The sequence below is a fragment of the Streptomyces sp. NPDC046915 genome, from assembly GCF_040644935.1.
Taxonomy (GTDB): domain Bacteria; phylum Actinomycetota; class Actinomycetes; order Streptomycetales; family Streptomycetaceae; genus Streptomyces.
This window is the reverse complement of record NZ_JBEYXB010000033.1, coordinates 56,297-80,951: the sequence shown is the minus strand read 5'-3', so window position 1 is coordinate 80,951 and position 24,655 is coordinate 56,297. Positions and strand designations below refer to the sequence as shown.

Genomic DNA, 24,655 nt, shown 5'->3' with positions numbered 1-24,655 from the left:
GCACGCTGCGCCGCTGATCGCAAAGCCCGGCCCGGGCCAGCGAACGCGGAACCGGGCCAGGGCGGAGTGTGTTGCGAGCGGCGGTCTGCAGGGCACCACGCTTCAGGCCACGGCGGGGGTGACAAGGGGGGAGGTAAGCCGGTAGGCCCGGACGCGCACCACCACCAGGCGGCACACCACCTGAGTGACGGCCATCAGCAGCAGCGCGGCGGTCCAGGCGGCGGTGCCGGTGATCAGGTTGTCACGGCTGAACTGCGCAATGGTGTGAGCGCCGCTGTGCTCGGCCCAGTACACGAAGGCCGAGCGCGCGCCCATGCCGAGCACCCACAGCAGGGCGGCCAGCCACCCGGCTTTGGAGTACGCGGCGCCGTCCTCGGTCAGGCTGACACGGGTGGCCAGTCCACTGGCCAGTCCGAGCACCATGCCCATCGTGACGCCGACGAGGTCCAGCTGAACGTCGTGGCCCTGGGTCGGGAAGGAATGCAGGTAGTGCGCGGCCGCGGCGCTGACGGACACCAGCGGCAGCAGGAGCGTGCGGGGCGTCAGACGGCCGCCGCGCATCTGCGGAATCACCAGAAGGATCAGGGCGGCGGAGATGAGATAGTCAGTCGTCGTCATGGGGAAGAGCTTGCCGCCCACGGCGCCGCACGGCCTCGACCCGCGGGTTGACTCCTGGGTTGATACCTGACGTCAACCCACGGGTTGACGCACCAGACCGCCCGGGTCGCGCCAGCCCGTGGCCGAGCGGGTAGAGCTCGCGGGCCGGGTCGTCCGCCCGTGGAACCGGCACCGGGAGCCGTCCCTGTGGCCGTACCGTCCCCGCGATCACCCGTGCGGAGGCGCGCAGTTCGGCCTCGGTACAGGACTAGGTGGCCAGGCGGACTGCCACCACGACGATCAACCGGCCCGTCGCCGCCAGCCGGTCCGCCAGGGCGCGCTACGCAATCGCCGCGGTGACGTTGTACGTCGCCAGCAGCACCGCGTCCGTCTCCCCGGCCACTGCCACCGGGGGCCGCCGTCTCGGCCGACGGGTCCGTGCCCGTGGACAGGACCGTTGCCGGTGAAGCCGAGTCCGGCGAGGACGGCGGTGGGCGAGCCCCTGGTGCCCGAGGGGAAGGTCGGGTCGGCGCCCGCGACCAGCGGCCGGGGTGGGTGCGGGGCGAGAGGGGGAGCAGCCGGCCTTCGTCGGCGATCAGTGTCGTCGACCGCCAGTGAATCCGTAGTACCGACCGGTCGAGCCGCGACTCAACGAGTTCGTCGTCCCGTACAGCCTTCAGCGCGGCGTTCCAGGCCACGTCCGGCTCGGGCGGATCGAGGAGCTGGTCAATACCGGCCGCGAGGGGCGAGTACCGGCACCAGGTCGTCGGCGTACCACGAGCGGACGCCCGCCCTTGGTTGAAGGCGTCGGTGAACCACGGTCCCGTCGTGGCCGAGGCTTTCGCGCAGGATACTGGTCACGATGGGGCGGGGGAGGGTGGCCTGGTCGCCTGAGGCGTCGAGGGACAGGATCAGAAGGTGCCCGGTCATCACGCAGTGGACGCCGGCCCCGGCCGCCGCCCGGTTGGCTACGGCGTCCAACGCCTCCCACACCTCGCAGCTGTGGGTGATGACCTCCCAGCGGTGAGTCGTCCATGCCCGGCGGATCAGCCCAGCGGGTGGGCCGGGTCGTAGACCGGCCGCGCCGGCAGCAGAGTCGCGAATTGGTCCCAGAGCGGTTCGGTCAGCCATAAGAGAAGCGCAGGCACGGGTCTCCCAGTGATCACAGAGCGCCGCAACTCCGTGATCACCGCAGTGCCAACTGAGGCCGTCCCACTCGATCAGAACGGGTACGGCGTGCGGGAGAGGAGTTCCCCAGGCCAGGGCCTCGCGGGCGCCGCGCGGCGGGGCGCCAGGGGCCGGGCCGTGCACGTGGGGGACCTACCGCGGCCACTCAGACCTCCTCATCGCCCAGCCTTCAGTGCAGTCGGCCCGTACGGGGCCGTCGAGGCAGCCGCCCGCATGGCCCTGCCACGACATGGCATGGGTCGCGTGCGCGGGGCAATCGGCCGCTGGTGGAAGCAGCCGTGGCGCGAGGCGATTGCGGGCTCTGGGCCGGGGCGTCACTTCAGTTCCATGAGGAGATCGCTGCAGCCGCGTTCCATGACGTGCAGGAACAGGTCACCACGGCGGGTGGGGCGATAGGACCGGCTGAATCCTCTTGAGCCCGTACTGGCGTCTGTGGAGTTCATCGTGAAGAGCCTGCAGTCCTCCAACGGGATGAGTCCGTAGTACGGAGACGCACCACTGCCGCCCATGTTGGTGAGCAAGTCTGGATAGGGCTGCGGGAGTTCCACGTCATGCTCGGCAGAAAGGCGACTTCCTGACCTTTGGTGAGGCGGGGGCCGAGACGAAATTCGTGCCGCTCCTCCCCAAAGGAGTGGCTTCGGTTGGGCGCGTAGGGGATGCGTGCCAGCTTGCGGCGCAACCGCGGGATGCGGGAGTCCATGCGAGCTCTTCTCACGTGTCGCCCGCAATCTATCGCACGGCACCGGAGCTCATCCTGCGAGCAGGACTCGCTTCCTCAGCAGCTGGAAGCCGGCCCGGCCGAACATCTGGCGCTTGGGTATCTTGATCCGATTGACGTGCCCTTCGACGACGCCAGAACTCCAGGGCAGAGTGAGGCCGGCGATTACGGCGTTGCGGTCGATGCCTGCGGCGAGGGTGTGGAGGCTGGGGAGGTCGCCCTGCCGGACGGCGTCGAGCCAGTCGGGCAGGCACTCGCCCTTGCGCTCGGTGAGCATGGTCGCGAAGGAGTAGACGTGCCTGGTGAGGGCGTCGAGTTCGAAGCAGTGCGTCCGGACGCCACGAGCTGGAGTTGGTCGGTCTCGGTGAGGGTGTCCGGACGGCGGAGGATCCATCCGGCGACGGTCTGGGGTGAGGGTAGGTAAGTGACATGCTGCCCGTTTCGCGCTTGCAGTTGGGGCTGTCGGGCTGATGGTGGCCGCTTTGGGGGGCTATGGCCGTGGCTGGGTGAACAACCCCTGCTCGGGCTCGATCAGGATCCCGCGTTCGGCCAGCCGCTTGAGCTTCAGTCGGACGTTGTTGACGTTGTTGGGCGCGATCTCCAGATCCATCGCCTCTTAGAGGGCGTTCTCTTTCCGAACCTCGTGTGCGGATTCTGCTGGTCAGACATGGGATTGCGGCTGTCACGGAAGCCTCGACTCGTTGCTGGTCGAGTTGCCGTGGGGGGTGTCGGATGCCGTCGATGCGGGCGGTTCTGGAAGCGCGGCGGAAGGCCGCGGTGGTGCGGGTGGAGCAGCTCGAAGCCGAACTCAAGCGGGTGCGGGCGGACTTGGCGGACGCCGAAGAGGTCCTCAGACGCCGGGTGATCGGGCTCGAGCAGTATCTGGAGGCACTGGCCGAGGAGGAAGCACCTGCCATGGCGGTCGGCGGTCCGTTGCAGAGCCGGTAGGCCCGCGCCGTGCGGTGCCGCATCGGGAGAACGCGGCCGGGGTCGCGGACCTGTCGGTGGACTACCAGGCGGTGATGGCCGCCGCGGCGGAGGCCGGAGACGACGGGCTGGGCGCCCGGCGGGTGGCCGTGGTGCTCGGCTGGGACAGTGCCTCTGCCTCACGCGTCGAGGGAGCGAGAGCACGGTTGAAGAGGCTGGTGGAACGTGGCTGGCTGGTGGAGACGAAGCCCGGAAGGTTCACCCTGCCGGCAGGGCGGCAGGCCGATGAGCTCGTGCGGCCAGGCGGCGGTTCATGAGTGCGATCATCGACCACCGGATGACGGCTTCGCTCGTGTCGGTGCGTCGTTCGTAGTCCCGGACCAGGCGCCGACTTCGTAGAAGCCAGGCGAAGGACCGCTCGACGACCCAGCGGCGAGGCAGTGCCTGGAAGCCTCGGACGTCCTCACGCCGGCGGACGATGTCGAGGACCAGCCCGAGATGCTGGCTGGTCCAGTCGGTGAGGTGGCCGGTGTAGCCGCCGTCGGCCCAGACCCGCGCCAGCCTCCGGAAGCGGCCGGTTGCCGGCGGCAGGAGGATCCGGGCGCCGTCCCGGTCGGTCACGGACGCCGGTGTGACCAGCACGTCCAGGAGAAGCCCGAGCGTGTCGGTCAGCAGGTGCCGCTTGCGCCCGTTGATCTTCTTGCCTGCGTCGAACCCGCGTGAGGCGTGGGCGACGGTCGCGTCCGCTTTCACCGACTGCGAGTCCACCACAGCCCCACTTGGCTCCGGGTCACGGCCTTCCGCCTGGCGGACCGCCTGGTGCAGCCGGTCGTGTAATTCGGCCGTCAGCCCTGTGTCCCGCCAGCGGGCGAAGAAGGCGTAGACCCGTGGCCAGGGCGGGAAGTCGGACGGCATCGCCCGCCACTTGATGCCGTTGTCGACGAGGTAGCGCACCGCGTCGATCATCTGCCGGTGGCAGTAGCCCTCCGGCCGGCCGCCGCGGCCCGCCATCCATCCCGGAACAGGCAGCAGATTCTTCACCACAGCCCACTCCGCGTCGCTCATGTCCGAGCCGTAGCGGGGCCAGCGATCTGGCCGGTCGCAGGCGTTCCCGAACCTGTGGGCGAGGCAGTCACACGCAGGAGTGGACGAACTGGACCGGGCAACCACGACCACGCGACACTTCGACAACGGGGCCTCTTGATTCTCGCTGGACTCGACAACCGCGAGCTACCAAGAGGCCCCTCTTCCATGCCCCGACATCGGCCGACTCACCCGATCCAGGAAGCTGCTCGAACCCAGCCGACCACGTAAGCGGATAGAGAACAGGCAGTCGGGCCTCTGAGTTGGGAGGGCTCCTTGCGCGGTGTTCCAGCACGCCTATCAACGAGAGGAACTCCGTATGGAAGAGAGTAACGCGAAACGCCAGCCCAAGCACCTGTCCCGCCGGGCCCGTGACCTGCGTAAATGGATCAGCCAGCAGGGACGGAACGTCCCGGGCGAGTTCCTGCAGGGCGCCGCCTACAAGCTTGGCAGTGGCGCAGTGACCCTGATCACGCTGTGGTGGGAAACCCGACGCGGAACTGCCTGCGGGCCCGCACTCGCGCGGGCCCGCAGCTGAACGCCGTGCACAGCCAGGTTCCGGCCGTCATTCCGCCGGGACAACGCGGCGCCGCGCCCACCAGGACAGTCGCGGGGCGGTGGCCGCGCGGACGGCCCGCCCGAACGCTTCCAGGGCCGCCTCCAGGCGCTCGGTGTTCTCCACGTCCCCACAGGCGTTGAGCAGTTGCTCGGTGGCGGAAGCGACGGCCGGGGCGGGGGAGCGCATCAGCGGGGCCGCGGCTGCGGCGACCCGAGTGAGTGGTTCCCGTACGGCGGCCGCGTTCTGCTTGCTCGCCCGGCGGTCCCGGCTCAGCAGTTCCGCCGCCTGCCCCATGCCTACCAGCCCGCTCTGCACGTCCGTGCCGCCGGCGATCCGGGCCCGGGCCGCGCCGCCGAAGTACGCGAGGGTGGCCAGCAGGAACGACCGTGCCCGCTCAGCCGGGCCTTCCCACAGCAGGCGGTTGGCGGCGGCCGCGCCCTGCAGTTCGGCCACCGCCACAGTCATGGCGTCGGCCTGCACCCGCAGAGCGCCGATCTCCTCCTGCTGGTCCTGGCGGTTGCGGGCGCGGTTGGTCAGCCACGAGGCGAGGACGGCGATGACCGCCCCGGATACGAGCGAGCTGGCCAGCTCGATCAAACTTTCCATGACCGAAGCCTGGCCGCTCACCCGCCGGAGGCGGCAGGCCCGTTGCCTACCTGACGCACATCCCGCACACAGCTGTTGCCCCAGGTCACCCTGGAGAGTGAATGTCAGGTCAGCCGCCGCCGCGTACGGCGCGGCGCGCGATGAACTCCAGGATGCTGTCGGCGACCGCAAGGTAGTTCTGGCTGGTCCGGTCGGCGTCGGCGACTGCGTCGAAGCCGTAGACCAGGCGCGCCGGTGTTCACTCTCACCATCGCGGGGCAGTGTCGCGCTTATGTCGCACGCTCGGGCGGGCCCCGGCGAGCCCATGCGGCAGCCGGTCAGGAGCCCTGCTCGAAGCCGCGGTCAATGCCCTTCAGCATCGGCTCCAGCTCCTGGACTGCGCCGCACAGCGAGCACAGCCGGACACCCGTCTTCTCGGCAGCGTCCAAGGCCTGGCTCACCGTCAGGACGGGCGAGTCCGGGGGTGCCTCATCGCAGTCGGGGACGTGCAGGACGCCGCGATCGGACCCGCGCCAGCCGTCCAAGCTCTGGAGCACCCAACCGGTCGGGCGGCGCGGCCCGAGGATCTCCCGTTCGATCGGCGGCGGCGCAAGGCGGGTGGTGGGAACGGCGTCGTACACGACGTCGGTGACGGGCTCCACATGGTCGGGGGCCTTCACCCACACCGTGTACCAGGAGGCCTCTACACCGCCCTCAAACTGGTGAAGAGGCAGTATTCGATGATCGCGCTATTCCTCTCTCAGACGGCGAAGCGATGGCGACGTAGCCGGGTACCGGTCAGAACAGATAGCCCGAATCTTCATCGCTGCCGCAGTCTTCGGCCAACTCGCCGCCGACCTCGAGGGTGGCTGCGATCGCCGTGTGGAAGTCCTTGCGAAGCTTCGGCAGGGTGCGGTCGCAGAGGGCGACGGTCTCTGTCCAGCCGCCCTGCGGCATGTCGAGGCGGGAGACCCCCTGAGCAAGGTCGAGCAGGAGCCATCGGTCCAAGACGTGCTGCTCGGCTCGCATGGCGTGATAGCCGGGCAACGGACTGATCAGCACCTGCTTCCAGCCGTTGCGCTCGTGATCTCGAATCCGTCCGCTGCCTTCGTTGCAGATGCCGACCTTCGCGGCACCCAATGCGATGTGGACCATCAAGTACATGAAGGCGGGCAGACTCGGCTTGAAGCCATACCGGACACAGTGGATGCAGGAAGCCCGACGGCGCTGAATGACCTTGTCCAATACGGCGTCGACCTGCTTGCCGCAGGCGATGTGCTCTGCCTTCCAGACGGCTTTGACACTCCCAGGAAAGGGGGCGAGCGGTTTCAGGCCAGCCTCCTTCATGATCTCCACGGCGACGTCAGGATCTGTAGCGCGCTGAGCGCAGTACCGGCAGGGGTACTTCGTCTTGCGGGCGTTGCACAGCGTTGGGTCAACGATCTTTTTGCACGCGGTGCAGCGGCTGCGCCACTTCACGTTCGATCCCCGGTAGGGGACGAGGGCTTCGAGGCCGAGGGCGAGGAGTTCCGCGCGGGCGTCTGCGTCGGGGATCTCCCGGCTTCCGGAGCAGTAGTCGCAGGCTCCGTTGCCGGCGTAGACGACGCTGGAGTACCACACGTCAATCTCGTGTAAGCAGGTAAGGCACAGGCAACGCCAAGTGCCCTGCGTGCCGGGAAAATCCTCCAACGGTTCGACATTTGCCTCACGGATCTGCGCCTCCGCGACGTCGGCTGGCACGGCACGTTTGAGGGCTGCCGCAGCAGAGCTCTTGCGTTGCCCGCACGTGAAGCAGGGGCCTTGCCCCTTGGTGATGACGCTGCTGTAGCTGGACCTCGTGGGGTTTTTGCACGTCACGCAGATGGCCGGCCAGGGCTTGTCCGCGCCAGGGTAAGGGGCTTTGAGGATCAGGCCGCGCGCGGACATCTCTGCCGCGCGGGCGATGGGGTCGATCTTTGCCACGTTGCCTCTGTTGAGTTGAAAGATGCCTCACGCCATGTGGACAGGGCGGGAGCATACGCAGTCCCACTGACAACGAAGAGGTTGCGGCCAAATCAGCTGAATCTCCTGTTTAACTGGCGGAGAGGCAGTATTCCAAGGGTGCGCTATTCGAGGGCTGTGGCCATCCGGTCGCGCTGCCGGACGGCATAGCCGGAGTCGTCCTGCGGCCACCAGGCCGGCACGCTCTGCTCGACGGGTCTGTAGTGTGCGGCAATGACAGGAAGCGAGCGGCTCGCGGAGCAGTTGGACTGGTACTGGCGCAAGAACCTGCGGCCACGGCTGGAGGGTCTTACCGATGAGGAGTACTTCTGGGAGCCGGTGCGCGGCTGCTGGAGCATCCGCCCACGTGGCACGTCGGCCGCACCGATGTCGGCAGGTTCTGGGGAGTGGACGATGGACTCCGCGTCCCCTGCCCCGGTGCCGGCGCCGGTGACCACGATTGCCTGGCGGCTGGCGCACATCATCGTCTCGTGCCTGGGCTATCGGGTCGGATGGTACTTCGGCGGCCAGGACGTCGACTCCCAGACATTCGCCTACGCGGGGACCGCTGACGAGGCGCTGAAACAGCTCGATGAGATGTATGGGAGATGGAACGCGGGGGTCCGCGAGCTCTCGGACGATGAGCTGGAGAATCCGCCCACGGTGGGTCCCGAGCGGTTTCCCATGGAGAACAGGGTCCTGCACGTCAACAGGGAGCTGATCCATCACGGCGCCGAGATTTCCCTGCTGCGCGACCTCTACCGCTGGCAGAACGGAGCCGTACCGCGCCGAATATGAGTTCCCGGTAACCGGCGATCGACATGAGCTGCGGAAACATGGCTCGCGGACTCGTTGAGCGGGTCGTGCGTCAAGCGAGCCTGTTTGACCCTCGCCCACCCCGCTGAATCCGAACTTACTCCGTGGCCAGACGGGCTGCGAGGTATGTACTCCAGTCGTCCTTGGCGTAGTTCGCCCATCGCTGAGCCGTGGCCGGGTGTATGCCGAAGAGATCGGCGACCACGATGGGTGGGAGGCTGGTGACTGCTTCGATCATGGCCGTGTTGCGGGCGGAGAGGACGGGCAGCCCGAGCTGCTTCAGCAGGTTGTGCGTGCCGATCACGTTGCGTGGCCTTCCTGGCGCCTTGCCGGGGAAGAGGTAGCCGTTTTCGTTGCCGAACTGCTGGCGCATCCGTGAGTCGGTCGCGGGCTGGGCAATCTGCTCCTCGATGAGGACAGCGAGCTTCGGCGGCAGCAGCACGGGGTGGCGGTCGAGGGTGAGGTAGGCGCCCTTCTCATCGCGATGGAAGCGGTCGGTGGTCAGTTCGACGATGCGGGAGACAGGGAGGGCATAGAGCCTGATCAGGGCGCCGATGATGCGTGCTTCCCGGGGGAGGGTGTCGTCGTTGAGGCAGCGCCGGAGCTGGTCATGGAGGTCTTGTTCGTCCAGGAACCCGGAATCGTTCTTTTTGGACGGTCGGGTGATGGCGAGCTTGCCGGTGAGCCGTCGGGCAACCGCCCACTGGATGAACGTGACGACCGTCCGGTGCAGGCAGGAGTGGTCGACGAGCCAACGTTCGAGGTTGTTCTGCGTGGTGTCCTGCAGATCGATGTCGTGCGCGTCCAGCCAGGACATGAAGTCGATGGCAGCCTTGATGTCTCTGGTATCGCCCTTGGCGGCGAGGGTGGTGTAACGGCCCCGGGCCGCACCGCCCACCGACCTCACCGTCCGTGCCGCCGTGGAACGCGCCTGGGCCGACATGGCACGGCCGCTATGGGGGGTGGAGACACTCCTGACGCAGGCCGTCGGACGATGCTCTGTGCTGTCCACCACCATGCGCGCCGGCGTGGTGAGCGGGACCGTGGCCGCACCCGACAGGGAGGCCCTACTGCTGGTCCGGGAACCGGCCTTCTGGCACGTCGAGTTCGGCCGGCAGGTAAGCCGGTACCTGCAGTATCACGTGGGTCTGTCCCTCGACGTGGACCTGCGAGACGGCCGCCCCCGGCCGCCGCTGCCCCGACGTCAGGTCTCCGGCCCGCAGGAGGAACGGTTCGCTCTTCCGCGGCTGCAGAGCGATGAGTACATAACCGCGCTGAGTGCGACGCTGGACATGATCTGCCGATGCGGCGGTCATACCCACCCGCGAGAGTGCTGGCAGGCGCGCAGCACCGGGACGCCGCAGGACCCCACGACGGGGAGCACCTCGGCCCGGTAGACGGCCGATCTGCGCCGACTTGGTGAGCGCGGCCCTTGTCCGGGCCCAACTACGACGACACCGCCCGCGGCGCGGCTAGGAGCATCTCGTAGGTGATGTCGGCTGAGTGCAGCCTGGCCCTCTGGTGTCCTGAACACCCTTCCTGAACACAACGCCCCAGGCAGGGAAGGACAGATGTGGCTTCCCGGGCGAGGTGTTCAGGAACCGATCGGTTAATGGACGCCCTCTCCCAACGGGCAGTCAGCTGCCATGCTGAGTGTCCCGTGCCACTGGATCTTGACCGTTTGCCATCGGACTTTGACGGACGCGAGTTTGTGTCATCGGAGTTTGATCACCGCAGGTCAGCGACTCAGCGCATCTTCGGTGCGCGCCGGGGGCGTGGTAAAACCCGTGGCGTGCTGGAGGTGCTTCTGTCTGCCCTGACGGCCATCTGCACGGGTGCAGCCTGTCGTCACCGTTGCGTCACAAGTAGTCGCCGCATGGAACCTGCCGCTCTCCCGCCCTGTCTGCACTCACGTACCACGACCACGCGTACCGCGGGGCAACAACCGACGACCGAAACCCGCGGACGAGACGACTCAGGGGGACGACAGCATGCGTCACAGCAACGGCATTCGCAGGGCGGCTCTGGCGACGACGGTGGTCACGGCCGTCGCGGCGGCGGTGACCGGCATCCTGCCCGGCACCGCCATGGCGGCGAGCACCACCACCTCCACCCCGCCGCCCGCCTGCCCGGCCTCCGCCCTCCAGGTCAGCGCCTGGCAGGCCGTCCACCGGCCCGTCGGGACCGGGACCGGGGCGGCGGTCGTGCAGTTCACCAACGTCTCCCGGAGGACGTGCGTTCTGAAGGGCCATCCGACGGTCGCGGGCGCCGGCAACGGCTCCCCCGCCCACAACACCCCGCTCAAGGTCACCCCCACCGGCAGGGCGGCCACCGTGACGGTCCGGCCGCACGGCAAGGCGTGGGTGAAGCTGACCTTCGTCCAGGTCCAGGGGGAGGCCGACGGCTACTGCGTGTCGGGCAAGGACCCGGTGACGTATCCGACGATGGTCATCGGGCTGCCGCACTCCGGGAAGCATCAGGTCGCCCTGAACGACGGGGTGTGGGCCGAGTGCGACAACAAGGTGACCGTCACCCCGGTCTCGGCGGTCAAGCCTTCCTGACCCCCCGTCCCCAACAAATCGAGCAGCTTGCATGACGATCGCAAGGCTCTGACCTACACGTTTACGAGGAACTGCACATAAGTGCAGGTGAGCGACTCAGCGCATCTTCGGTGCGCTGAGTCGCTGACCTGCGGTGATCAAACTCCGATGACACAAACTCGCGTCCGTCAAAGTCCGATGGCAAACGGTCAAGATCCAGTGGCACGGGACAGTGGGTGCTGAGCAGCCGCTCTCGCGTCTGGACGCGCTGCGTTTCGCCCGGCGCGTCGTCGAGCAGCAGGCCGTCCGGCAGTTGCGGCTCATCGACCGGTGGATCGCCGATGAGGAACGCCGCGAGACGGAACGGCGCAAGGGTGAGGAGATGCGGCTGGCCCCGCCGGACTGGTTGATCCAGTACGGCCTCAACCGCTCGAATGTGGACGCCGTGCACACCGGTTACTGCTGGGCGGCGGCCAAGAGCGGCCGATGCCGTCCGGCCACCCGGCAGCAGGCGATCGATGCCCTGCGTCGGCAGGTACCGCCCTGCATCCACTGCCGACCCGACACAGCCCTCGGCATCCTGGACTGAGACGAGGAAGCCCCGTCCCCAGCGTGCTGGCCAGGGCTGAACCCGCAGCAAGACCCGGCGGCTGCTGCCCCGAGGCGGCTCAGGGCTGCTCGGGCGGCGTCTCCTGCCAGTACCAACCGTGGGCTGCCATGCACTCCTTCGTGAACTCCATCAGCTGACTGACGAGGAGAAGGCACAGCAGGCGGCCCGGACGCGCGCCAAGATCATGGAGGGCCTCGCCCGCGCGGAGCGGGCCCTGTTCACCCGTCCCGCGCCGAAATCCGCGCGAGCCCAGATGAAATTCCTCCGCAAGCGGGAGAAGGGCTCCACTAAGAGCCTGGCGGAGCGCTTGGGCGTCTCCCGCAAAACGGTGCAGCACTACCTCTCGGGTGCCTCCACCAAGCCGCACAAGCGCCTCCAGGAGGCCCTGGTCCAGGAGACACAGTCGGAGTGGCAACCGCAGGTCAGGACACAGGCGAGGCAGCGCGCGACCACCTCGGGCGGGTTCGTCATCAGGTTCCGGGCCACCCTCGGCTTCACCGCGAACGGGTCCTCGGACGACAGCCGGGTTCGGGACCTCAGCATCGCCGTGTCACCCTCCCATGCGGCCCTCATCCTGGCGGCACAGGAGCAAGGTGCGACGGACACCGACCTGCACGAGGCGGTCGCGGAGGCCATCGCGGACGCCTATTTCCGTCAAGCCGGTGGCGGTTGCGCGAGCCTGGAGGTGGAATTCAAGGACGTTCAGTGGCTCAGCATAGAGTTTTAGCCGCACGAAATTCACGACTGCGATCAACTTGTCTGTTGAGCCGAAGCACGATGGTTGTCACATAGGCACGCTGGTTGTCACCGACGGTGTTGTGGGCGGTTGAGCCTGAGCGCGACAGGTCGACGACTGTGATCATCCGTGTTCGGCCTCCTAAGTTCCGGGTGTCACGTCACCTTGGGGGAACCCGGCGGTCATGAACGTCGCGACAGGGGTACGGCCATGAAGGACACCGAGGCAGCAACCCGGAGATCGTACTGGCTGGAGACGGCACCGCCCGGCGAGCCCGCCCCGCCGCCGGCCGGTGACCTCTCTGTGGAGGTGGCCGTGGTCGGCGGTGGCATCGCCGGGCTCAGTACCGCCTGGGAGCTGGTACGGCAGGGGCGTGAGGTGGCGGTGCTGGAGGCGGCCCGGCTGGCCGCCGGGGTGACCGGCCACACCACGGCCAAGCTGACCGCCCTGCACACCCTCGTCTACGACCATCTGCGCCGCACCCGAGGCCCCGAGGGCGCGCGGCTCTACGCGCTGTCGCAGAGCGAGGCGATCCGGCATGCCGCCGAGGTCGTGGGGGAGCTGGGTATCGATTGCGAGTGGGAGGAAGCGGCGGCCTACACATACGCGCAGAACCCGGGGCGGGTGGAGGAGCTGCGCGCGGAAGCGCGGGCGGCGCGGGAGGCGGGTCTACCGGCCGAGTTCGTGACGGAGACGGAGCTGCCCTTCTCGGTGGCAGGTGCGGTCCGGGTGAGTGGGCAGGCGCAGTTCCATCCCCGCAAGTATCTGCTGGCGCTGGTGGACGACCTGCGTCGGCGCGGCGGTGCGGTGTACGAGGGGACGAGGGTCGTGGGTCTTACCGAGGGCAAGCCCTGCGTGCTGGAGACGGGCGCGGGTGTGTCGGTGCGTGCCGAGGAGGTCGTGGTCGCCACCCACTACCCGATCTTCGACCGGGCTCTGCTGTTCACCCGGCTCTCCCCGCGCCGCGAGCTGGTCGTGGCCGGGACCATCGACGAGGACCTGGCCCCGCGCGACATGTACATCACGCCGGAGCAGGGCACCCGGTCCGTCCGCAGCGCGCCCTACGGCGACGGCAAACGCCTGCTGATCGTCACCGGCGAACACTTTACGCCCGGTACCGCCGACGTCGAAAAGCGCTTCGCCCGGCTCTCCGAGTGGGCCGACGATCACTTTTCCGGGCTGACGTTCACCCACCGCTGGGCCACCCAGGACAACGACTCCACTGACTCTGTTCCCCTGGTCGGGCCGCTTCACCCCGGTAGCCGTCACACCTACGTGGCCACCGGGTTCGGCGGCTGGGGCCTGAGCGGCGGCATCATGGCGGGCCGCCTGATCAGCGATCTCGCCAGCGGTCGCGAGGCCGAGTGGGCCGGTTTGTACGATCCTCGGCGTCTGGGCCCGGTGGTCCGTGAGGGTGTCTCCTTCCTGAAGCACCAGGCTCAGGTCGCCCGGCACTTCATCGGCGACCGGCTGCCGGCTCTGAGCGGGCCCCGGCCGGAGGACATCGCACCCGGCGACGGTGCCGTGGTGCGGCTCGGCGGACACCAGTGCGCCGTCCACCGCGACGCGAGCGGGCAGCTCCAGGCCGTGTCCGCCGCCTGCACCCATCTCGGCTGTCTCGTCGCCTTCAACCGTGCCGAAAAGGCTTGGGAATGCCCATGCCACGGTTCCCGCTTCGCCCCGGACGGCCGGATCCTCCAGGGGCCCGCCGTGAAGCCGCTGGAGAAGCGTGACCTGTGAGGCGTGGCGAGATTTCCCGGCCCGGAGGGAGGGACGTCCGGTCGGCGCACCAGCGATACCCAGCAGCCTCATCGGCATCGGAGTACTCGTGAAAGCAACGCTGCACGGTTCCATGCCGAGCACGTCGAGGCGGACGCCGCGCACGAACAGGGCGTACGCCATGACGTCGTAGGCGGCCTCCTGGAGAACGAGCCGACGTGGTCTTCGGGATCCGCGCGACCAGCTGTCTGGAGGACCGCCTGCCGCCAGGCTGCTCACCGCCTGGCGTGCGGGAGACACGGCGCTGCGCGGACAGGCGCCGTGACTCTCTCGCAGATGCATCGCTTCACCGCCCGAGGGCGTTCTCCAACTGCTTCTTCGTCATCGTCGAGCGGCCCTCGATGTTGCGCTTCTTGGCCTCTTCGTACAGCTGGTCCTTGGTGGGTCCTCCCGCGCCGCTGTGCGAGCGCTGCCCACCACGCTGGGACGCCGGCTTCGTGTCACGGGTCGTGGTCTTGCTCGCGGTCTTCGACTCGCCCGACCTGGCCCGCTCCTTGTTGACCGTGCGTGCCGCGATCTCCTTGGCCCGCTTCGTCGACTCACCGCGGTCCTGGGCACTCTCCTTGACATGTTCGTACTGGCGCTCCCGCTTGGAGCTCGATCCGGCCGGCATGGCGCCGCTCCTCTCTCGTACGGGCCCGGTCACAGATGCTCGGGTGTTCATCCCGCCCGCCGGGTTCCCCCGAAGGCACGGCAGAAGCACGCTCCTCAGGTGTTTGCGCAGCCCGCAGGGCATGTGCCACCGGGGCAGGGGAACCCGGCGCGCATGGTCCCGAACCACGCAGAAGCCCCGGTCCTCGACGCGCTCGCCCGCTATCACGATGCCGACGAACTGGGGTTCACACCGCCGGGTCACAAGCAGGCACGCGGAGCGGATCCGCGCGCCCGTGCGGTTCTGGGCGATGCCGTCTTCTTCGGTGACGTCCTGGCCAGCGGGGGCCTGGACGACCGGCTGACCCGTGACCGCGTACTGGAGCGGGCCGAGAACCTCATGGCCGACGCGGTGCACGCGGACCGCACCTTCTTCTCCACGTGCGGCAGTTCCCTGTCGGTGAAGGCCGCCATGCTGGCGGTGACCTGCCCGGGCAACCGGCTCCTCGTCGGGCGTGACGCGCACAAGTCCGTGGTGGCCGGGCTCATCCTCTCCGGTGTCGAACCGGTGTGGGTGGAGCCTCAATGGGACGCCTCCCGGCACCTCGCCCATCCCCCGTCCGCCGCTGCCTACGACCAGGCGTTCGCCGAGCATCCGGACGCCGACGGCGCCCTGGTCACCAGCCCCACGCCGTATGGGTCCGCAGCCGACCTCGGAGGCATCGCCGAGGCCTGCCACCACCGGGGAAAGCCCCTGATCGTGGACGAGGCGTGGGGAGCACACCTGCCCTTCCACGACGACCTGCCGACGTGGGCCATGGACGCGGGCGCCGACATCTGCGTGACCAGCATCCACAAGATGGGCAGCGGCCTGGAGCAGGGTTCCGTCTTCCATCTCCAGGGCGACCTCATCGATCCCGCCGAACTGGCCTCGCGGGCCGACCTCCTCGGCACGACCAGCCCGAACGTCCTGCTCTACGCCGGTATCGACGCCTGGCGCCGACAGATGGTCGAGCAGGGTCACGAACTCATCGGCCGGGCACTGGAGCTGGCCGGGCGCACTCGCGAGGCCATCGAGGCCATCGATGGCTTCCATGTCAACGACGCGCGGGACTTCTGCGGTCCCGGCCTCGCGCATGACTTCGATCCCCTCCCGGTCGACACCGACATCACCCAGCTCGGCACCACCGGCTACCGCGCCGCCGACTGGCTGCGCGCCCGCCATCACATCGACGCCCACCTCTTCGACCACCGGCGCGTCAGCGCGCAGCTCACCCACGCCGACGACGAAGACACCACCGCGCGCCTTCTCACGGCCCTGCGCGACCTTGCCAGCCATGCCGCCGAACTGGGCGACGCTCCTCAGGTCGCGGTCCCGTCCCAGGTCGATCTGCGGATGGACCAGGGTTGCCTGCCCCGTGACGCCTACTTCGCCCGGCACGAGAAGATCCCCACGGCCGAGGCTCCGGGCAGGATCGCCGCGGAGATGATCACCCCCTACCCGCCCGGCATCCCCGCCGTTCTGCCCGGCGAACGACTGACCGAGCCGGTGCTGAAGTACCTGGTCACGGGAGTCGAGGCCGGCATGTTCCTGCCGGATGCGGCCGACCAGCGGCTGGAGACCGTGCGGGTCGTCGCGGAACCCGGCTGACGTCGCCTCTGCGGCCCCGGGTATTTGGGTGCGAGGAGAATGAACGTGGTGGACGCCGGATCGAACACCACTCGACTCATGGTCGCCGACACGAGGGCCGGCGTACCCCTGCCGGTGCATACCTCGAAGGGCGATCGGCGGCGGGAAGGGCGCCGAGGCCACCCTGGAAGGGGCGGGCGTGTCCGCCGACGCGCCCGGCGTCATCGTCGCTGACAGCGGAATGGAGACCCTGCAGCAGGTCAGCGCCCTCCTGGGCGCACACCGCGTCTGGGAACGCTTCCCCGCGCAGGTCTGACCTTCGCAGCGCGGGCGCTGACAGGCAGCGGACGTGGGTGCTGACACGCAGCATCCGCCATCGCGGGCGCGTGGTGGCTCGTGCGCCCGCAGTCGGCGGGTCTCGCAGCGCTCAGGCGCGAGGCGAGAGGACGGACGTCCGTCTTGGCGGGGCCGCAGCGCCCCGGCCGGGTACTCGTCCGACGCCGCCGCTTGTGAGCGGAAGGAAGCGAGGTGCAGAAAGCCATGTCGACACCGATGTCGGGCACCCGCCCGCAGATCCGCAGGGTCCGCACGGACCTGCTCGGGATCTACCTCAACGACCACCTGGCCGGTGCCGCGGCCGGGACCGGACGCGCCCTGTTCATGGCCCGGTCACATCGCGACCCGCCGTTCACCGAACCGCTGCAGGCTCTCGCGGGTGAGATCGCCGAGGACCGTGCGAGTCTGCTGCGGGTCATGCGCGGCCTCGGTGTGCCCACGCGCCGGTACAAGATCGCAGCAGCCGCCACGGCCGAGCGGCTGGGGCGTCTCAAGAGCAACGGGCGCCTCTACCGGCGGTCCCCGCTGACCTTGGTGATCGAACTTGAGTTCCTCCGGCTGGGGGTGAAGGGCAAGGAACTCGGCTGGCGCACGCTGCGCTCCCTGGCCGAGGCGGACGGCCGCCTCGACGAGCAGGAACTTGACGGGCTGATCGCGCGGGCCGAACGGCAGATGAGCACGCTGGAGGAACTGCGCGTCACGGCGGTCCGGAACGTGTTGCTCACCGGCTGACGCGCCGGAAGGGCGGCGCCACCGGCTCGGCCTGACTGACGGACGTTGGGCAGTCCGGGCCGGTGCCCGGGGTTCGGCGGCGCGTCGCAGGTCTGCCGGGCGCGGAGCGGCGGGAAGGCCTGCCTCGGCTCCTGCCAGGCATCCGGTCCGCCGCGTCTGCCGCGCGCCTGGGCTCGGATGCCGGCTGTGCGCATGACCCCTCACGGCGCTGAACAAACCAAAGGCCAAAGCAACGCGTTGAGTGAGCGTCACTGCATGACTGCGGTGCATCAGATGCCAGGGAGGGGGAAGCGTGCATGACGCGCACATGCCCTTCATTCCCCGGAAGTAACTCCCCTTTTGTGTGCTTGTAGGGGTGATGTAAGGGCATCCGGTGGTCAGGAGGTTGATAGCGATGGTTCCCCTGCTTCTGGTTCTTCTTCTGGCTCTGATCCTCTTCGGTGCGGGCTTTGCACTGAAGGCGCTGTGGTGGATCGCGGTGGTCGTGCTGATCGTGTGGCTGCTCGGCTTCGTCGTCCGGTCCGCGGACGGCGCAGGCGGCAAGGGTCGCTGGTACCGCTGGTAGACACAGATCCTCAGCGTGAGGAGCGCTACCTGTAGCGGAGATTGACGTGGGGCCCGGCCTGATACTGACAGGCCGGGCCCCACGTCATGCAAGAAGGCGCATCCCGCTCCGATAGAGCGGATAGATCGGGCATGCCGGGCGCGTCAAGGGGGTACGTGTGGCGTGCACCGGCCCCGCAGAAGTAGCAGTGGAACCCTGTGCCTCCTGATTTCTGCGGGGCTGCTGCACCAGCTCCCGCCCGTTGAGCGCCCGTCACGCGACGAAAACGAAACTGTCCACCGCCGTAAGAGTCCGGCGAGGTGGCCTGGTGCTGCACGAGGCCACTGCAGCAGTGCGCTACTTGAACCAGTAGCGGACGCCGTGGTGGTGGGAGCGGGTGCCCTGCGAGTGCCGTGAGTACGACAGGGAAGCGTCCTTGCACTTCGCGGTCTCGTACTTGTCCGCGGGCCTCTTGTGGTGCGTCCACCCGCATGCGCCGGTGGTGTGGTGGATGCAGTGGTGAGCGGTGTTGGTCGACGGCAGTGTCGCCGCGGAAGCGGCCGGTGCGCTGAAGAAGACACCAGTGACGGCGACGGCAACGGCTGAGGCAGCAAGACGAGCGCGCAGAGGATCCCCCTGTGAGGCTGAGCAAGTGCAGCGGACTCCTAAAGCGGTTCCCACCGCCTAGTGTCTCGTGATCCTGATTGCGTTACTTCGCGTTGTTATTGGCGAGTTTCTTCAGGCTGGTCTGGACGAGTCGGACCTTGACGAGGATCTCGTCGGTGGTGGCGGTCCAGGTGAAGGGCTTCGCGTTCTCGTTCCAGGAGTTGATGTAGTCGCGGATCTGTTTGACCAGGACGTTGACGCTTGCGAACGTGCCGCGGCGGATGGACTGCCGGGTGATGATCCCGAACCAGATCTCGATCTGGTTCAACCACGAGGACCCGACGGGGGTGAAATGGAAGTGGACGTGCGGGTTCTTCGCCAGCCACGTCTTCACGTCCGGGGTGGTGTGCGTGGAGAGGTTGTCCAGGACGATATGGATTTCCTTCCCCGTATGCGGCCTGACGGCCTTCTTCAGGAACGCCAGGAAGGTCGCGCCGTTCAGGTTCGGCCTGCACTCGCCCAGCACTTCACCGGTCGTGACGTTCAGCGCGGCGAACAGGTTCGTGGTGCCGTGCCGCACATAGTCGTGGGTGCGCTTCTCCGTGGCCGCGAAAGTCACCGGCAGCACGGGCTGGGTCCGGTCCAGGGCCTGCACCTGCCTCTTCTCGTCGATCGACAGCACCACGGCGCCGCCGGGCGGGGCCAGGTACAAACCGACGACATCGGCGACCTTGTCCGCGAACGCCGGGTCTTTCGAGATCTTGAAGGTGCCCGAGCGGTGCGGCTTCAGATTCTCCTCACGCCAGATGCGGGCGACGTAATGCCACGACACCGAGATGCCCTCCCGTCGCTTCAGATGGTCGGCGAGTGTCCGCGTCGACCAGTGCGACAGACCGGATTCCGCCGGCGGGGACATCCTCGTCAAAGCGATCACCCGGGCCCGCACCTGCGGCGGCACCTGGGTACGCGGCCCGCCGCGACGCTTCTCCTCCAGACCAGCAAGGGCCCGCTCGGCATAACGGGCCTTGCAGCGGTCCACCGTCAGCGGCGCCACACCGGCGAGCTCGGCGATGTCCTTGCGCCGGCGCCCTTCGCCGGACCACAACACGATCCGTGCGCGAAGCGCGACGACAGCCGGAACATCCCGCGACCCGGCCAACTCCCGCAGTTCTGCCATCTGTTCAGAGGTGAGATCCATACCAGACTGTAGGCCCTCAATTGGAATGTCCCGTTCAGCTGTGGCGACCTGGGTGTTTGTGGTTTGTCTCATTTGTGGGCCACGGCATCGTGTCTCGCGAACTTGGCCTTTCGGGGCCGGTCGAGGGCTGGGCGGACTAGCCGGTGAGGCCGTTGCGGTAGGCGTGGATGACGAGTTGGACGCGGTCGCGGGCATCGAGTTTGGTCAGCAGCCGGGCGACGTGGGTCTTCACCGTGCCCGCGCCGATGTACAGCCGTTCGGCGATCTCGGCGTTGGTGAGTCCTTCCGCGACGAGCAGCAGCACTTCGCGTTCACGGGTGGTGACGGCCTCGGGCAGTTGCGGCGGTTCCTGACCGTGTGGTGGCTGTGTCGGCCTGTTGACGTATGCCGCGATGAGTCGTTTGGTGACGCGCGGCGCGAGCAGTGCCTCGCCCTGGGCGACGGTGCGGACGGCGGACAGCAGGTCGAGGGGCGGTGCGTCCTTCAGGAGGAAGCCGCTGGCCCCGGCGCGCAGTGCGCCGAAGACGTACTCGTCCAGGTCGAAGGTGGTGAGCATCAGGACACGTGCGTGGCCGGCGGCGGTGATACGGCGGGTGGCTTCGATGCCGTCCATCTCGGGCATCCGAATGTCCATCAGGACGACGTCGGGCCGGTGTTCGGCGGCTGCTGCGACGGCGTCCCGGCCCGTTGCGACGCTGCCGATCGACGTGAGGTCCCAGGCGGTGTCCACGATTCCGGCCAGGCCGATGCGGATCAGCTGCTGGTCGTCGGCGACCAGGACCCGGATGGTCACGGCCGCTCCCGCGCTGCGGCGGTGGGCTGGGGCCCGTCCACGGGGATGCTGGCCCGCACCCGGAAGCCGCCGGTCGCGGCCGGTCCTGCCAGCAGGGTGCCGCCGTAGAGGGCGAGGCGCTCCTGCATCCCGGTCAACCCGCGCCCGGTGCGGCTCGGGGCCGGCCGGATGCTGCCGTCGTCGGTCACCGTGAGGGTGAGCTCGCCGGGACCGTACGCGACGGTGACCTGCGCGGTGCTCGCGTCGGCGTGCTTGACCACGTTGGTCAGCGCCTCCTGGACGATCCGGTACGCGGCTGCCTCCAGCCCCGGGGGCAGCGGTCTGGCGCGCCCCGTGACGGCGAGGCCGATCCGCAGGCCGGGGCGCCGGGTCCGTTCGACGAGACGGTCCAGGTCGGCGAGTCGGGGGGCGGGGGCCAGGGCCGGGTTGTCGGTGCCGTCCCCGTCATCCCCGTCATCATGCAGCACACCGAGCATGCGGCGCAGTTCGACGAGGGTCTCCCGGCCGGTGGTCTCGATCGCCTCCAGCGCGTTGCGCGCGTCCTGGGGACGGTCGTCGAGCACCAGGCGGCCGTAGCCCGCCTGGACGGAGATCACGCTCATCGAGTGGGCGATGCCGTCGTGCAGTTCGCGGGCGATGCGCAGCCGCTCCGCCGCTGCCTCGCGATCGGCGCGGTCCTGTTCCTGACGCAGCAGCATATGCAGATACCGGCGCCGCTGACCGACCGCGAAGCCCACCGCCCAGGCGACGCCGAAGAGCAGCGCGAACGGCACCACGGCCCCGGTGTGTTCGAACCTGGGCAGGCCGGTGGAGACCGCCATCACCAGGGCGGCGGCCAGGGCGACTCCGGCAGTGCGGGCCGGGCGCAGGGAGGTGACGCAGAAGAGCGCGAAGGCGAGCGGCACTCCGCCCCAGAAGATCGCCTGCGGATGCCACGGCGCCAGTCCGCACACCGCCAGCGACAGGACTGCGAGACCCTCCGGCCAGTAGGGCCGCAGCAACTCCGGGGCCGCACGCGACTTCCGTTCCACGACCGGAGCGTATGCGCCTCCTGGCTCCGCCCGCATCGTCCGCGGGACCTATGCCGTACGGCAGACCCGGCCCCGAAAAGTCCTGCCCGCAGGCAGACGAATCGCCTCCCCCGCCCCGGCACCGTAATGCACGTGATTCGATGCGAACACCTCACCAAACGCTTCGGCCGCAAGGCCGCCGTCGACGACCTCAGCTTCGAGGTCCTGCCCGCCCGTGTGACCGGCTTCCTCGGCCCCAACGGAGCGGGGAAGTCAACCACCATCCGGGCCGTCCTCGGCCTGGACACCCCGAACGCCGGCCGCGCCCTGGTCGACGGCGTGCCCTACCGCCAGGCCGAACAGCCGCTGCGCCGGGTAGGTGCCCTCCTGGACGCCGGGGCCGTCCACCGAGGCCTTACGGCGCACGCGCATCTGGCCGCGCTCGCCGCCACCAACCACATCCGGCGCGGCCGGATCGAGGAGGTACTCGCCCTCACCGGCCTCACCGACGTCGCCCGCCGCAGGATCGGCACCTACTCGCTCGGCATGAAGCAGCGCCTGGGCATCGCCGCCGCCCTGCTCGGCGACCCGCCGGTGCTCATCTTCGACGAGCCTGCCAACGGCCTGGACCCGGAAGGCATCAGGTGGATCCGGGCCCTCATGCGGTCGCTGGCCGCCGAAGGACGCACCGTCCTGGTCTCCAGCCACCTGATGAGCGAGATGGCCCTAACCGTCGACCATCTTCTCGTCATCGGACGAGGACATCTGCTCGCCGATGTCCCGATCACCGACTTCGTTCCCGCCGGGGCCTCGCTGGAGGACGCCTACCTCGGCCTCACCGAATCTGCCGTGGAATACCGCACCGAAGGGACGGGCCACTGATGCCCACCGCACTGACAGGCGCCATGGCCGCCGAGGTCATAAAGCTGCGTTCCCTCCGCTCGACCTGGATCACCGCCCTCATCGCCGTGGCGTTCGGCCTGGCGCTGAGCGTCATGGACGTGGCGCACACCGCCAGCGCGTGGCCGCACCTGGCGACGGCCGACCGGGCCCAGTTCGACCCGGTGGGCGACTCGCTCTCCGGCTTCGCCTTCGCCGTCCTCGCCTTCGGCGTCCTCGGCGTGCTGGGCGTCAGCAGCGAGTACACCACCGGACTGATCCGCACGACGCTGACCGCGACACCCCGGCGCGCGCTCGCCTACACCGCCAAGACCCTCGTCATCGGCGGATTCGCCCTGCTGCTGGGCGAACTGACCGCGTTCACCAGTTTCTTCATCGGGCAGGCGGTCCTGGCCAGGCGGCACCTGGACGTCGGCCTGGGCACGCCGGGCGTGCTGCGCGCCGTGCCCTGTGCCGGGCTTTACCTGTTCGTCGTCACCGTCGTGGGCTACGGCCTCGGGGCTGTCATCCGGCACACCGCCGGAGCCATCGCCGCGCTCTTCGCCCTGGTCTACCTCGGCTACGGCGCAGCCAAAGCCGTCGAAGGTTGGTCCTACCTGCCCAGCAAACTCATGCTCAGCAACGCCGCGGACGCCCTCGGCCAACTCCACCCACACCCCCTCCACCCGGAACGCACCCCCACCCTCCCCTTCGCCCTCTTCGACCTCGCCCTCTACCTCGCACTCGCCCTCACCTGCGGAGCCTGGCGCTTCACTCGCGACGCCTCATAGACGCTCCATCCGATCCGCGGCCGACGTTGATGAGAGCCGAATTCCCGAAGCCTCATCAACGTTTCCGGCCCTCACTGCAGACCGTCCCCAGCGGGACCCAGAGCGTGGCAGCGGCGCAGAGCAGGATGAGCAGCCTGACACGTAAACGATCAAAACAGAGTGCGTCTCATCGCTCTGTCCCTTGGGCCAGACAAAGGCCATCGTCAATGAGAAAGGGACATGCGAAATGGGAGCCTGCACAGACTCAACGATCACAGACGCCCCAGGTGCCACAAACAGAATCACAAGACACTAGGTTCGGAAAGAGAACGACCTCTAAGGCTGCACGTGGCAGCAGTTGCCGGCCCCCTCGTTCGGGCCGTCCGGGGCGACAGCCCACCGCCGGTTCACCGAGTGGACGAAGGCCCGCGTGTGGGCCAGGCTGCACCGCCTGGTCCTCGACGAACTCGGCTCGCGTGGCGACCTGGACTGGTCTCGCGGACGCCCACTTGCCGCAGCGGCCTGACTACCGACCTGTGAGCTCAACTGCGAGCCGACAGGTTGGCGCAGACACGGTGGAATGCGGACAGCGGATGCGGCGCGCGCGTGACCGTGCGGCCCACGACCACATGTGAGGCTCCGTCCGCGACGGCGGCCCGCGGTGTGCCGGGGCGGGCATGTTCGGCAGCAGACTCGCCGGCCAAGGCAACTCCGGGGGTGACGATCAGGGCCTCGCTTCCCAACGCCCTGCGCAGGGCTGAGACTTCCCGCGGTGAGGCGATCACGCCGTGGCATCCGGCCCGCTTGGCCAGGCTGGCCAATCGCAGCACTTGGCCCTCGGTGGGGCCGGAAACGCCGATGTCGACGAGGTCGGCGTCGGTCATGCTGGTGACGACGGTGAGGGCAAGGACACGAAGGTCGGGATAGTCGCGGGCCGCATCGACCGCGGCGGCCATGATCCCGGTCCCGCCCATACTATGCACCGTCACCATGGAGACGCCGAGTGCGCCTGCCGCGCGGACTGCACCGGCGACAGAGTTCGGGATCTCGAAGAGCTTGAGGTCCAGGAACACCTCATTGCCCTGGGCAACGAGGTGTTCCACGAACTGGGGTCCGACCGCGGTGAGGAGCTCCAGGCCGACCTTGTAGAAGCGGCACTCGTCACGGAGTTGATCGACGACAGTTTGAGCGGCTGGACGGTTGTCACAGTCCAGCGCGACGATGATCTGACGGGTCGGGTCCATGACGCCATTGTGATCTCGCAGCGTCGACCGCTTCACACCGCCCCATTCTCCATGGCCTGCACCACCCTGGAACAGGACCTCGGCGACACCGTGAACGTTTCCGGTCGCAGCGCTAGTGCCGCATCAGACAACGTTCGCCCTGTCGGCATCCCTGCCCGGGCCAGGGTGGAGTCCTTCGTGATACGTTCCTGCCGCCGTGCACTG

Annotated in this window: 25 protein-coding genes and 5 pseudogenes; 15 read left to right on the top strand and 15 right to left on the bottom strand. The window is 68.5% G+C overall.

What is annotated here, in order from left to right; all coding sequences use genetic code 11:
• Window positions 1–102 precede the first annotated feature (102 nt).
• The 5 genes and pseudogenes from ABZ915_RS44975 to ABZ915_RS44955 all read right to left on the bottom strand — a co-directional run bounded on the left by ABZ915_RS44975 (window position 103) and on the right by ABZ915_RS44955 (window position 2,780).
• Window positions 103–618, bottom strand: coding sequence for a hypothetical protein (locus ABZ915_RS44975; RefSeq protein ID WP_361816035.1), 516 nt, complete (start codon window positions 616–618; stop codon window positions 103–105).
• Between the two features lie 109 nt (window positions 619–727).
• A pseudogene (locus tag ABZ915_RS44970) lies at window positions 728–1,626 on the bottom strand (glycoside hydrolase family 3 N-terminal domain-containing protein); the annotation flags it as partial.
• 20 nt (window positions 1,627–1,646) lie between these two features.
• Window positions 1,647–1,745: pseudogene (locus ABZ915_RS44965) on the bottom strand (IS5/IS1182 family transposase); the annotation flags it as partial.
• Window positions 1,746–2,099: 354 nt separating this feature from the next.
• Entirely contained in the window at window positions 2,100–2,228 is a 129-nt protein-coding gene (locus ABZ915_RS44960; protein ID WP_361816032.1) for a hypothetical protein, read from the bottom strand.
• 306 nt (window positions 2,229–2,534) lie between these two features.
• On the bottom strand, window positions 2,535–2,780 hold the full coding sequence (locus tag ABZ915_RS44955) for a hypothetical protein (protein ID WP_361816053.1): 246 nt from the start codon (window positions 2,778–2,780) through the stop codon (window positions 2,535–2,537).
• Window positions 2,781–3,244: 464 nt separating this feature from the next.
• Between ABZ915_RS44955 and ABZ915_RS44950 the strand changes: the two are divergent.
• Window positions 3,245–3,747: pseudogene (locus tag ABZ915_RS44950) on the top strand (hypothetical protein).
• Here the strand turns inward: ABZ915_RS44950 and ABZ915_RS44945 are convergent.
• Entirely contained in the window at window positions 3,689–4,495 is an 807-nt protein-coding gene (locus tag ABZ915_RS44945; protein WP_361816029.1) for an IS5 family transposase, read from the bottom strand. The pseudogene ABZ915_RS44950 and the gene ABZ915_RS44945 overlap by 59 nt on opposite strands.
• Before the next feature lie 337 nt (window positions 4,496–4,832).
• Between ABZ915_RS44945 and ABZ915_RS44940 the strand changes: the two genes are divergently transcribed.
• On the top strand, window positions 4,833–5,051 hold the full coding sequence (locus ABZ915_RS44940) for a hypothetical protein (protein WP_361816026.1): 219 nt from the start codon (window positions 4,833–4,835) through the stop codon (window positions 5,049–5,051).
• Between the two features lie 27 nt (window positions 5,052–5,078).
• On the opposite strand, the gene ABZ915_RS44935 is transcribed toward ABZ915_RS44940, so the two are convergent.
• The 3 genes from ABZ915_RS44935 to ABZ915_RS44925 all read right to left on the bottom strand — a co-directional run bounded on the left by ABZ915_RS44935 (window position 5,079) and on the right by ABZ915_RS44925 (window position 7,619).
• Entirely contained in the window at window positions 5,079–5,678 is a 600-nt protein-coding gene (locus ABZ915_RS44935; protein ID WP_361816023.1) for a hypothetical protein, read from the bottom strand.
• A gap of 317 nt (window positions 5,679–5,995) precedes the next feature.
• Window positions 5,996–6,337: a DUF6233 domain-containing protein gene (locus ABZ915_RS44930; RefSeq protein WP_361816020.1), complete on the bottom strand. Its 342-nt coding sequence runs from the start codon at window positions 6,335–6,337 to the stop codon at window positions 5,996–5,998.
• A 118-nt stretch (window positions 6,338–6,455) separates the two neighbouring features.
• A complete protein-coding gene (locus tag ABZ915_RS44925) occupies window positions 6,456–7,619 on the bottom strand; it encodes a hypothetical protein (protein WP_361816017.1) in 1,164 nt (387 codons plus the stop codon).
• 252 nt (window positions 7,620–7,871) lie between these two features.
• Here ABZ915_RS44925 and ABZ915_RS44920 point away from each other — a divergent pair, with 252 nt between their 5' ends.
• On the top strand, window positions 7,872–8,435 hold the full coding sequence (locus ABZ915_RS44920) for a DinB family protein (protein ID WP_361816014.1): 564 nt from the start codon (window positions 7,872–7,874) through the stop codon (window positions 8,433–8,435).
• Between the two features lie 115 nt (window positions 8,436–8,550).
• Here ABZ915_RS44920 and ABZ915_RS44915 read toward each other — a convergent pair whose 3' ends face one another.
• Window positions 8,551–9,396, bottom strand: a complete 846-nt coding sequence (locus tag ABZ915_RS44915; RefSeq protein WP_361816011.1) for a hypothetical protein — start codon at window positions 9,394–9,396, stop codon at window positions 8,551–8,553.
• 1,048 nt (window positions 9,397–10,444) lie between these two features.
• On the opposite strand from ABZ915_RS44915, the gene ABZ915_RS44910 reads away from it, so the two are divergent.
• The 5 genes and pseudogenes from ABZ915_RS44910 to ABZ915_RS44890 form a co-directional block, all read left to right on the top strand.
• The gene (locus ABZ915_RS44910) at window positions 10,445–11,014 is read left to right on the top strand and encodes a DUF4232 domain-containing protein (protein WP_361816008.1); all 570 of its coding nucleotides are present in this window, start codon (window positions 10,445–10,447) and stop codon (window positions 11,012–11,014) included.
• A 211-nt stretch (window positions 11,015–11,225) separates the two neighbouring features.
• On the top strand, window positions 11,226–11,582 hold the full coding sequence (locus tag ABZ915_RS44905; RefSeq protein WP_361816005.1) for a DUF6233 domain-containing protein: 357 nt from the start codon (window positions 11,226–11,228) through the stop codon (window positions 11,580–11,582).
• A gap of 118 nt (window positions 11,583–11,700) precedes the next feature.
• Window positions 11,701–12,330, top strand: coding sequence for a terminal protein (locus tag ABZ915_RS44900; protein ID WP_361816002.1), 630 nt, complete (start codon window positions 11,701–11,703; stop codon window positions 12,328–12,330).
• Between the two features lie 219 nt (window positions 12,331–12,549).
• On the top strand, window positions 12,550–14,079 hold the full coding sequence (locus tag ABZ915_RS44895) for an FAD-dependent oxidoreductase (RefSeq protein ID WP_361815999.1): 1,530 nt from the start codon (window positions 12,550–12,552) through the stop codon (window positions 14,077–14,079).
• A 99-nt stretch (window positions 14,080–14,178) separates the two neighbouring features.
• Window positions 14,179–14,383: pseudogene (locus tag ABZ915_RS44890) on the top strand (iron-containing redox enzyme family protein); the annotation flags it as partial.
• Between the two features lie 21 nt (window positions 14,384–14,404).
• Here ABZ915_RS44890 and ABZ915_RS44885 read toward each other — a convergent pair.
• A complete protein-coding gene (locus ABZ915_RS44885) occupies window positions 14,405–14,731 on the bottom strand; it encodes a plasmid stabilization protein (RefSeq protein ID WP_361815996.1) in 327 nt (108 codons plus the stop codon).
• Window positions 14,732–14,884: 153 nt separating this feature from the next.
• Between ABZ915_RS44885 and ABZ915_RS44880 the strand changes: the two genes are divergently transcribed.
• The 4 genes from ABZ915_RS44880 (at window position 14,885) to ABZ915_RS44865 (ending at window position 17,972) form a co-directional block, all read left to right on the top strand.
• Window positions 14,885–16,360, top strand: a complete 1,476-nt coding sequence (locus ABZ915_RS44880) for an ornithine decarboxylase (protein ID WP_361815994.1) — start codon at window positions 14,885–14,887, stop codon at window positions 16,358–16,360.
• Between the two features lie 118 nt (window positions 16,361–16,478).
• The gene (locus ABZ915_RS44875) at window positions 16,479–16,655 is read left to right on the top strand and encodes a hypothetical protein (protein ID WP_361816047.1); all 177 of its coding nucleotides are present in this window, start codon (window positions 16,479–16,481) and stop codon (window positions 16,653–16,655) included.
• Between the two features lie 224 nt (window positions 16,656–16,879).
• On the top strand, window positions 16,880–17,407 hold the full coding sequence (locus ABZ915_RS44870) for a hypothetical protein (RefSeq protein ID WP_361815991.1): 528 nt from the start codon (window positions 16,880–16,882) through the stop codon (window positions 17,405–17,407).
• A gap of 394 nt (window positions 17,408–17,801) precedes the next feature.
• The gene (locus tag ABZ915_RS44865) at window positions 17,802–17,972 is read left to right on the top strand and encodes a hydrophobic protein (protein WP_190177074.1); all 171 of its coding nucleotides are present in this window, start codon (window positions 17,802–17,804) and stop codon (window positions 17,970–17,972) included.
• A gap of 688 nt (window positions 17,973–18,660) precedes the next feature.
• Here the strand turns inward: ABZ915_RS44865 and ABZ915_RS44860 are convergent.
• From ABZ915_RS44860 to ABZ915_RS44850, 3 genes are all read right to left on the bottom strand, one after another.
• On the bottom strand, window positions 18,661–19,827 hold the full coding sequence (locus ABZ915_RS44860; RefSeq protein ID WP_361815988.1) for an IS630 family transposase: 1,167 nt from the start codon (window positions 19,825–19,827) through the stop codon (window positions 18,661–18,663).
• Between the two features lie 64 nt (window positions 19,828–19,891).
• Window positions 19,892–20,548, bottom strand: coding sequence for a response regulator transcription factor (locus ABZ915_RS44855; protein ID WP_361815985.1), 657 nt, complete (start codon window positions 20,546–20,548; stop codon window positions 19,892–19,894).
• Window positions 20,545–21,579 carry a sensor histidine kinase gene (locus ABZ915_RS44850; RefSeq protein ID WP_361815982.1) on the bottom strand — a complete coding sequence of 345 codons (1,035 nt, stop codon included), beginning with the start codon at window positions 21,577–21,579 and terminating at the stop codon, window positions 20,545–20,547. The genes ABZ915_RS44855 and ABZ915_RS44850 overlap by 4 nt, the downstream gene beginning before the upstream one ends.
• 132 nt (window positions 21,580–21,711) lie before the next feature.
• Here ABZ915_RS44850 and ABZ915_RS44845 point away from each other — a divergent pair, with 132 nt between their 5' ends.
• The 3 genes and pseudogenes from ABZ915_RS44845 to ABZ915_RS44835 form a co-directional block, all read left to right on the top strand.
• A complete protein-coding gene (locus tag ABZ915_RS44845) occupies window positions 21,712–22,440 on the top strand; it encodes an ATP-binding cassette domain-containing protein (protein WP_361815979.1) in 729 nt (242 codons plus the stop codon).
• A complete protein-coding gene (locus ABZ915_RS44840; protein ID WP_361815976.1) occupies window positions 22,440–23,228 on the top strand; it encodes an ABC transporter permease in 789 nt (262 codons plus the stop codon). The genes ABZ915_RS44845 and ABZ915_RS44840 overlap by 1 nt, the downstream gene beginning before the upstream one ends.
• Window positions 23,229–23,547: 319 nt before the next feature.
• A pseudogene (locus tag ABZ915_RS44835) lies at window positions 23,548–23,706 on the top strand (transposase); the annotation flags it as partial.
• Between the two features lie 43 nt (window positions 23,707–23,749).
• On the opposite strand, the gene pyrF reads toward ABZ915_RS44835, so the two are convergent.
• Window positions 23,750–24,451 (bottom strand): orotidine-5'-phosphate decarboxylase, encoded by a 702-nt coding sequence (pyrF, locus tag ABZ915_RS44830; RefSeq protein ID WP_361815973.1) that lies wholly within the window; start codon window positions 24,449–24,451, stop codon window positions 23,750–23,752.
• Between the last annotated feature and the right edge of the window lie 204 nt (window positions 24,452–24,655).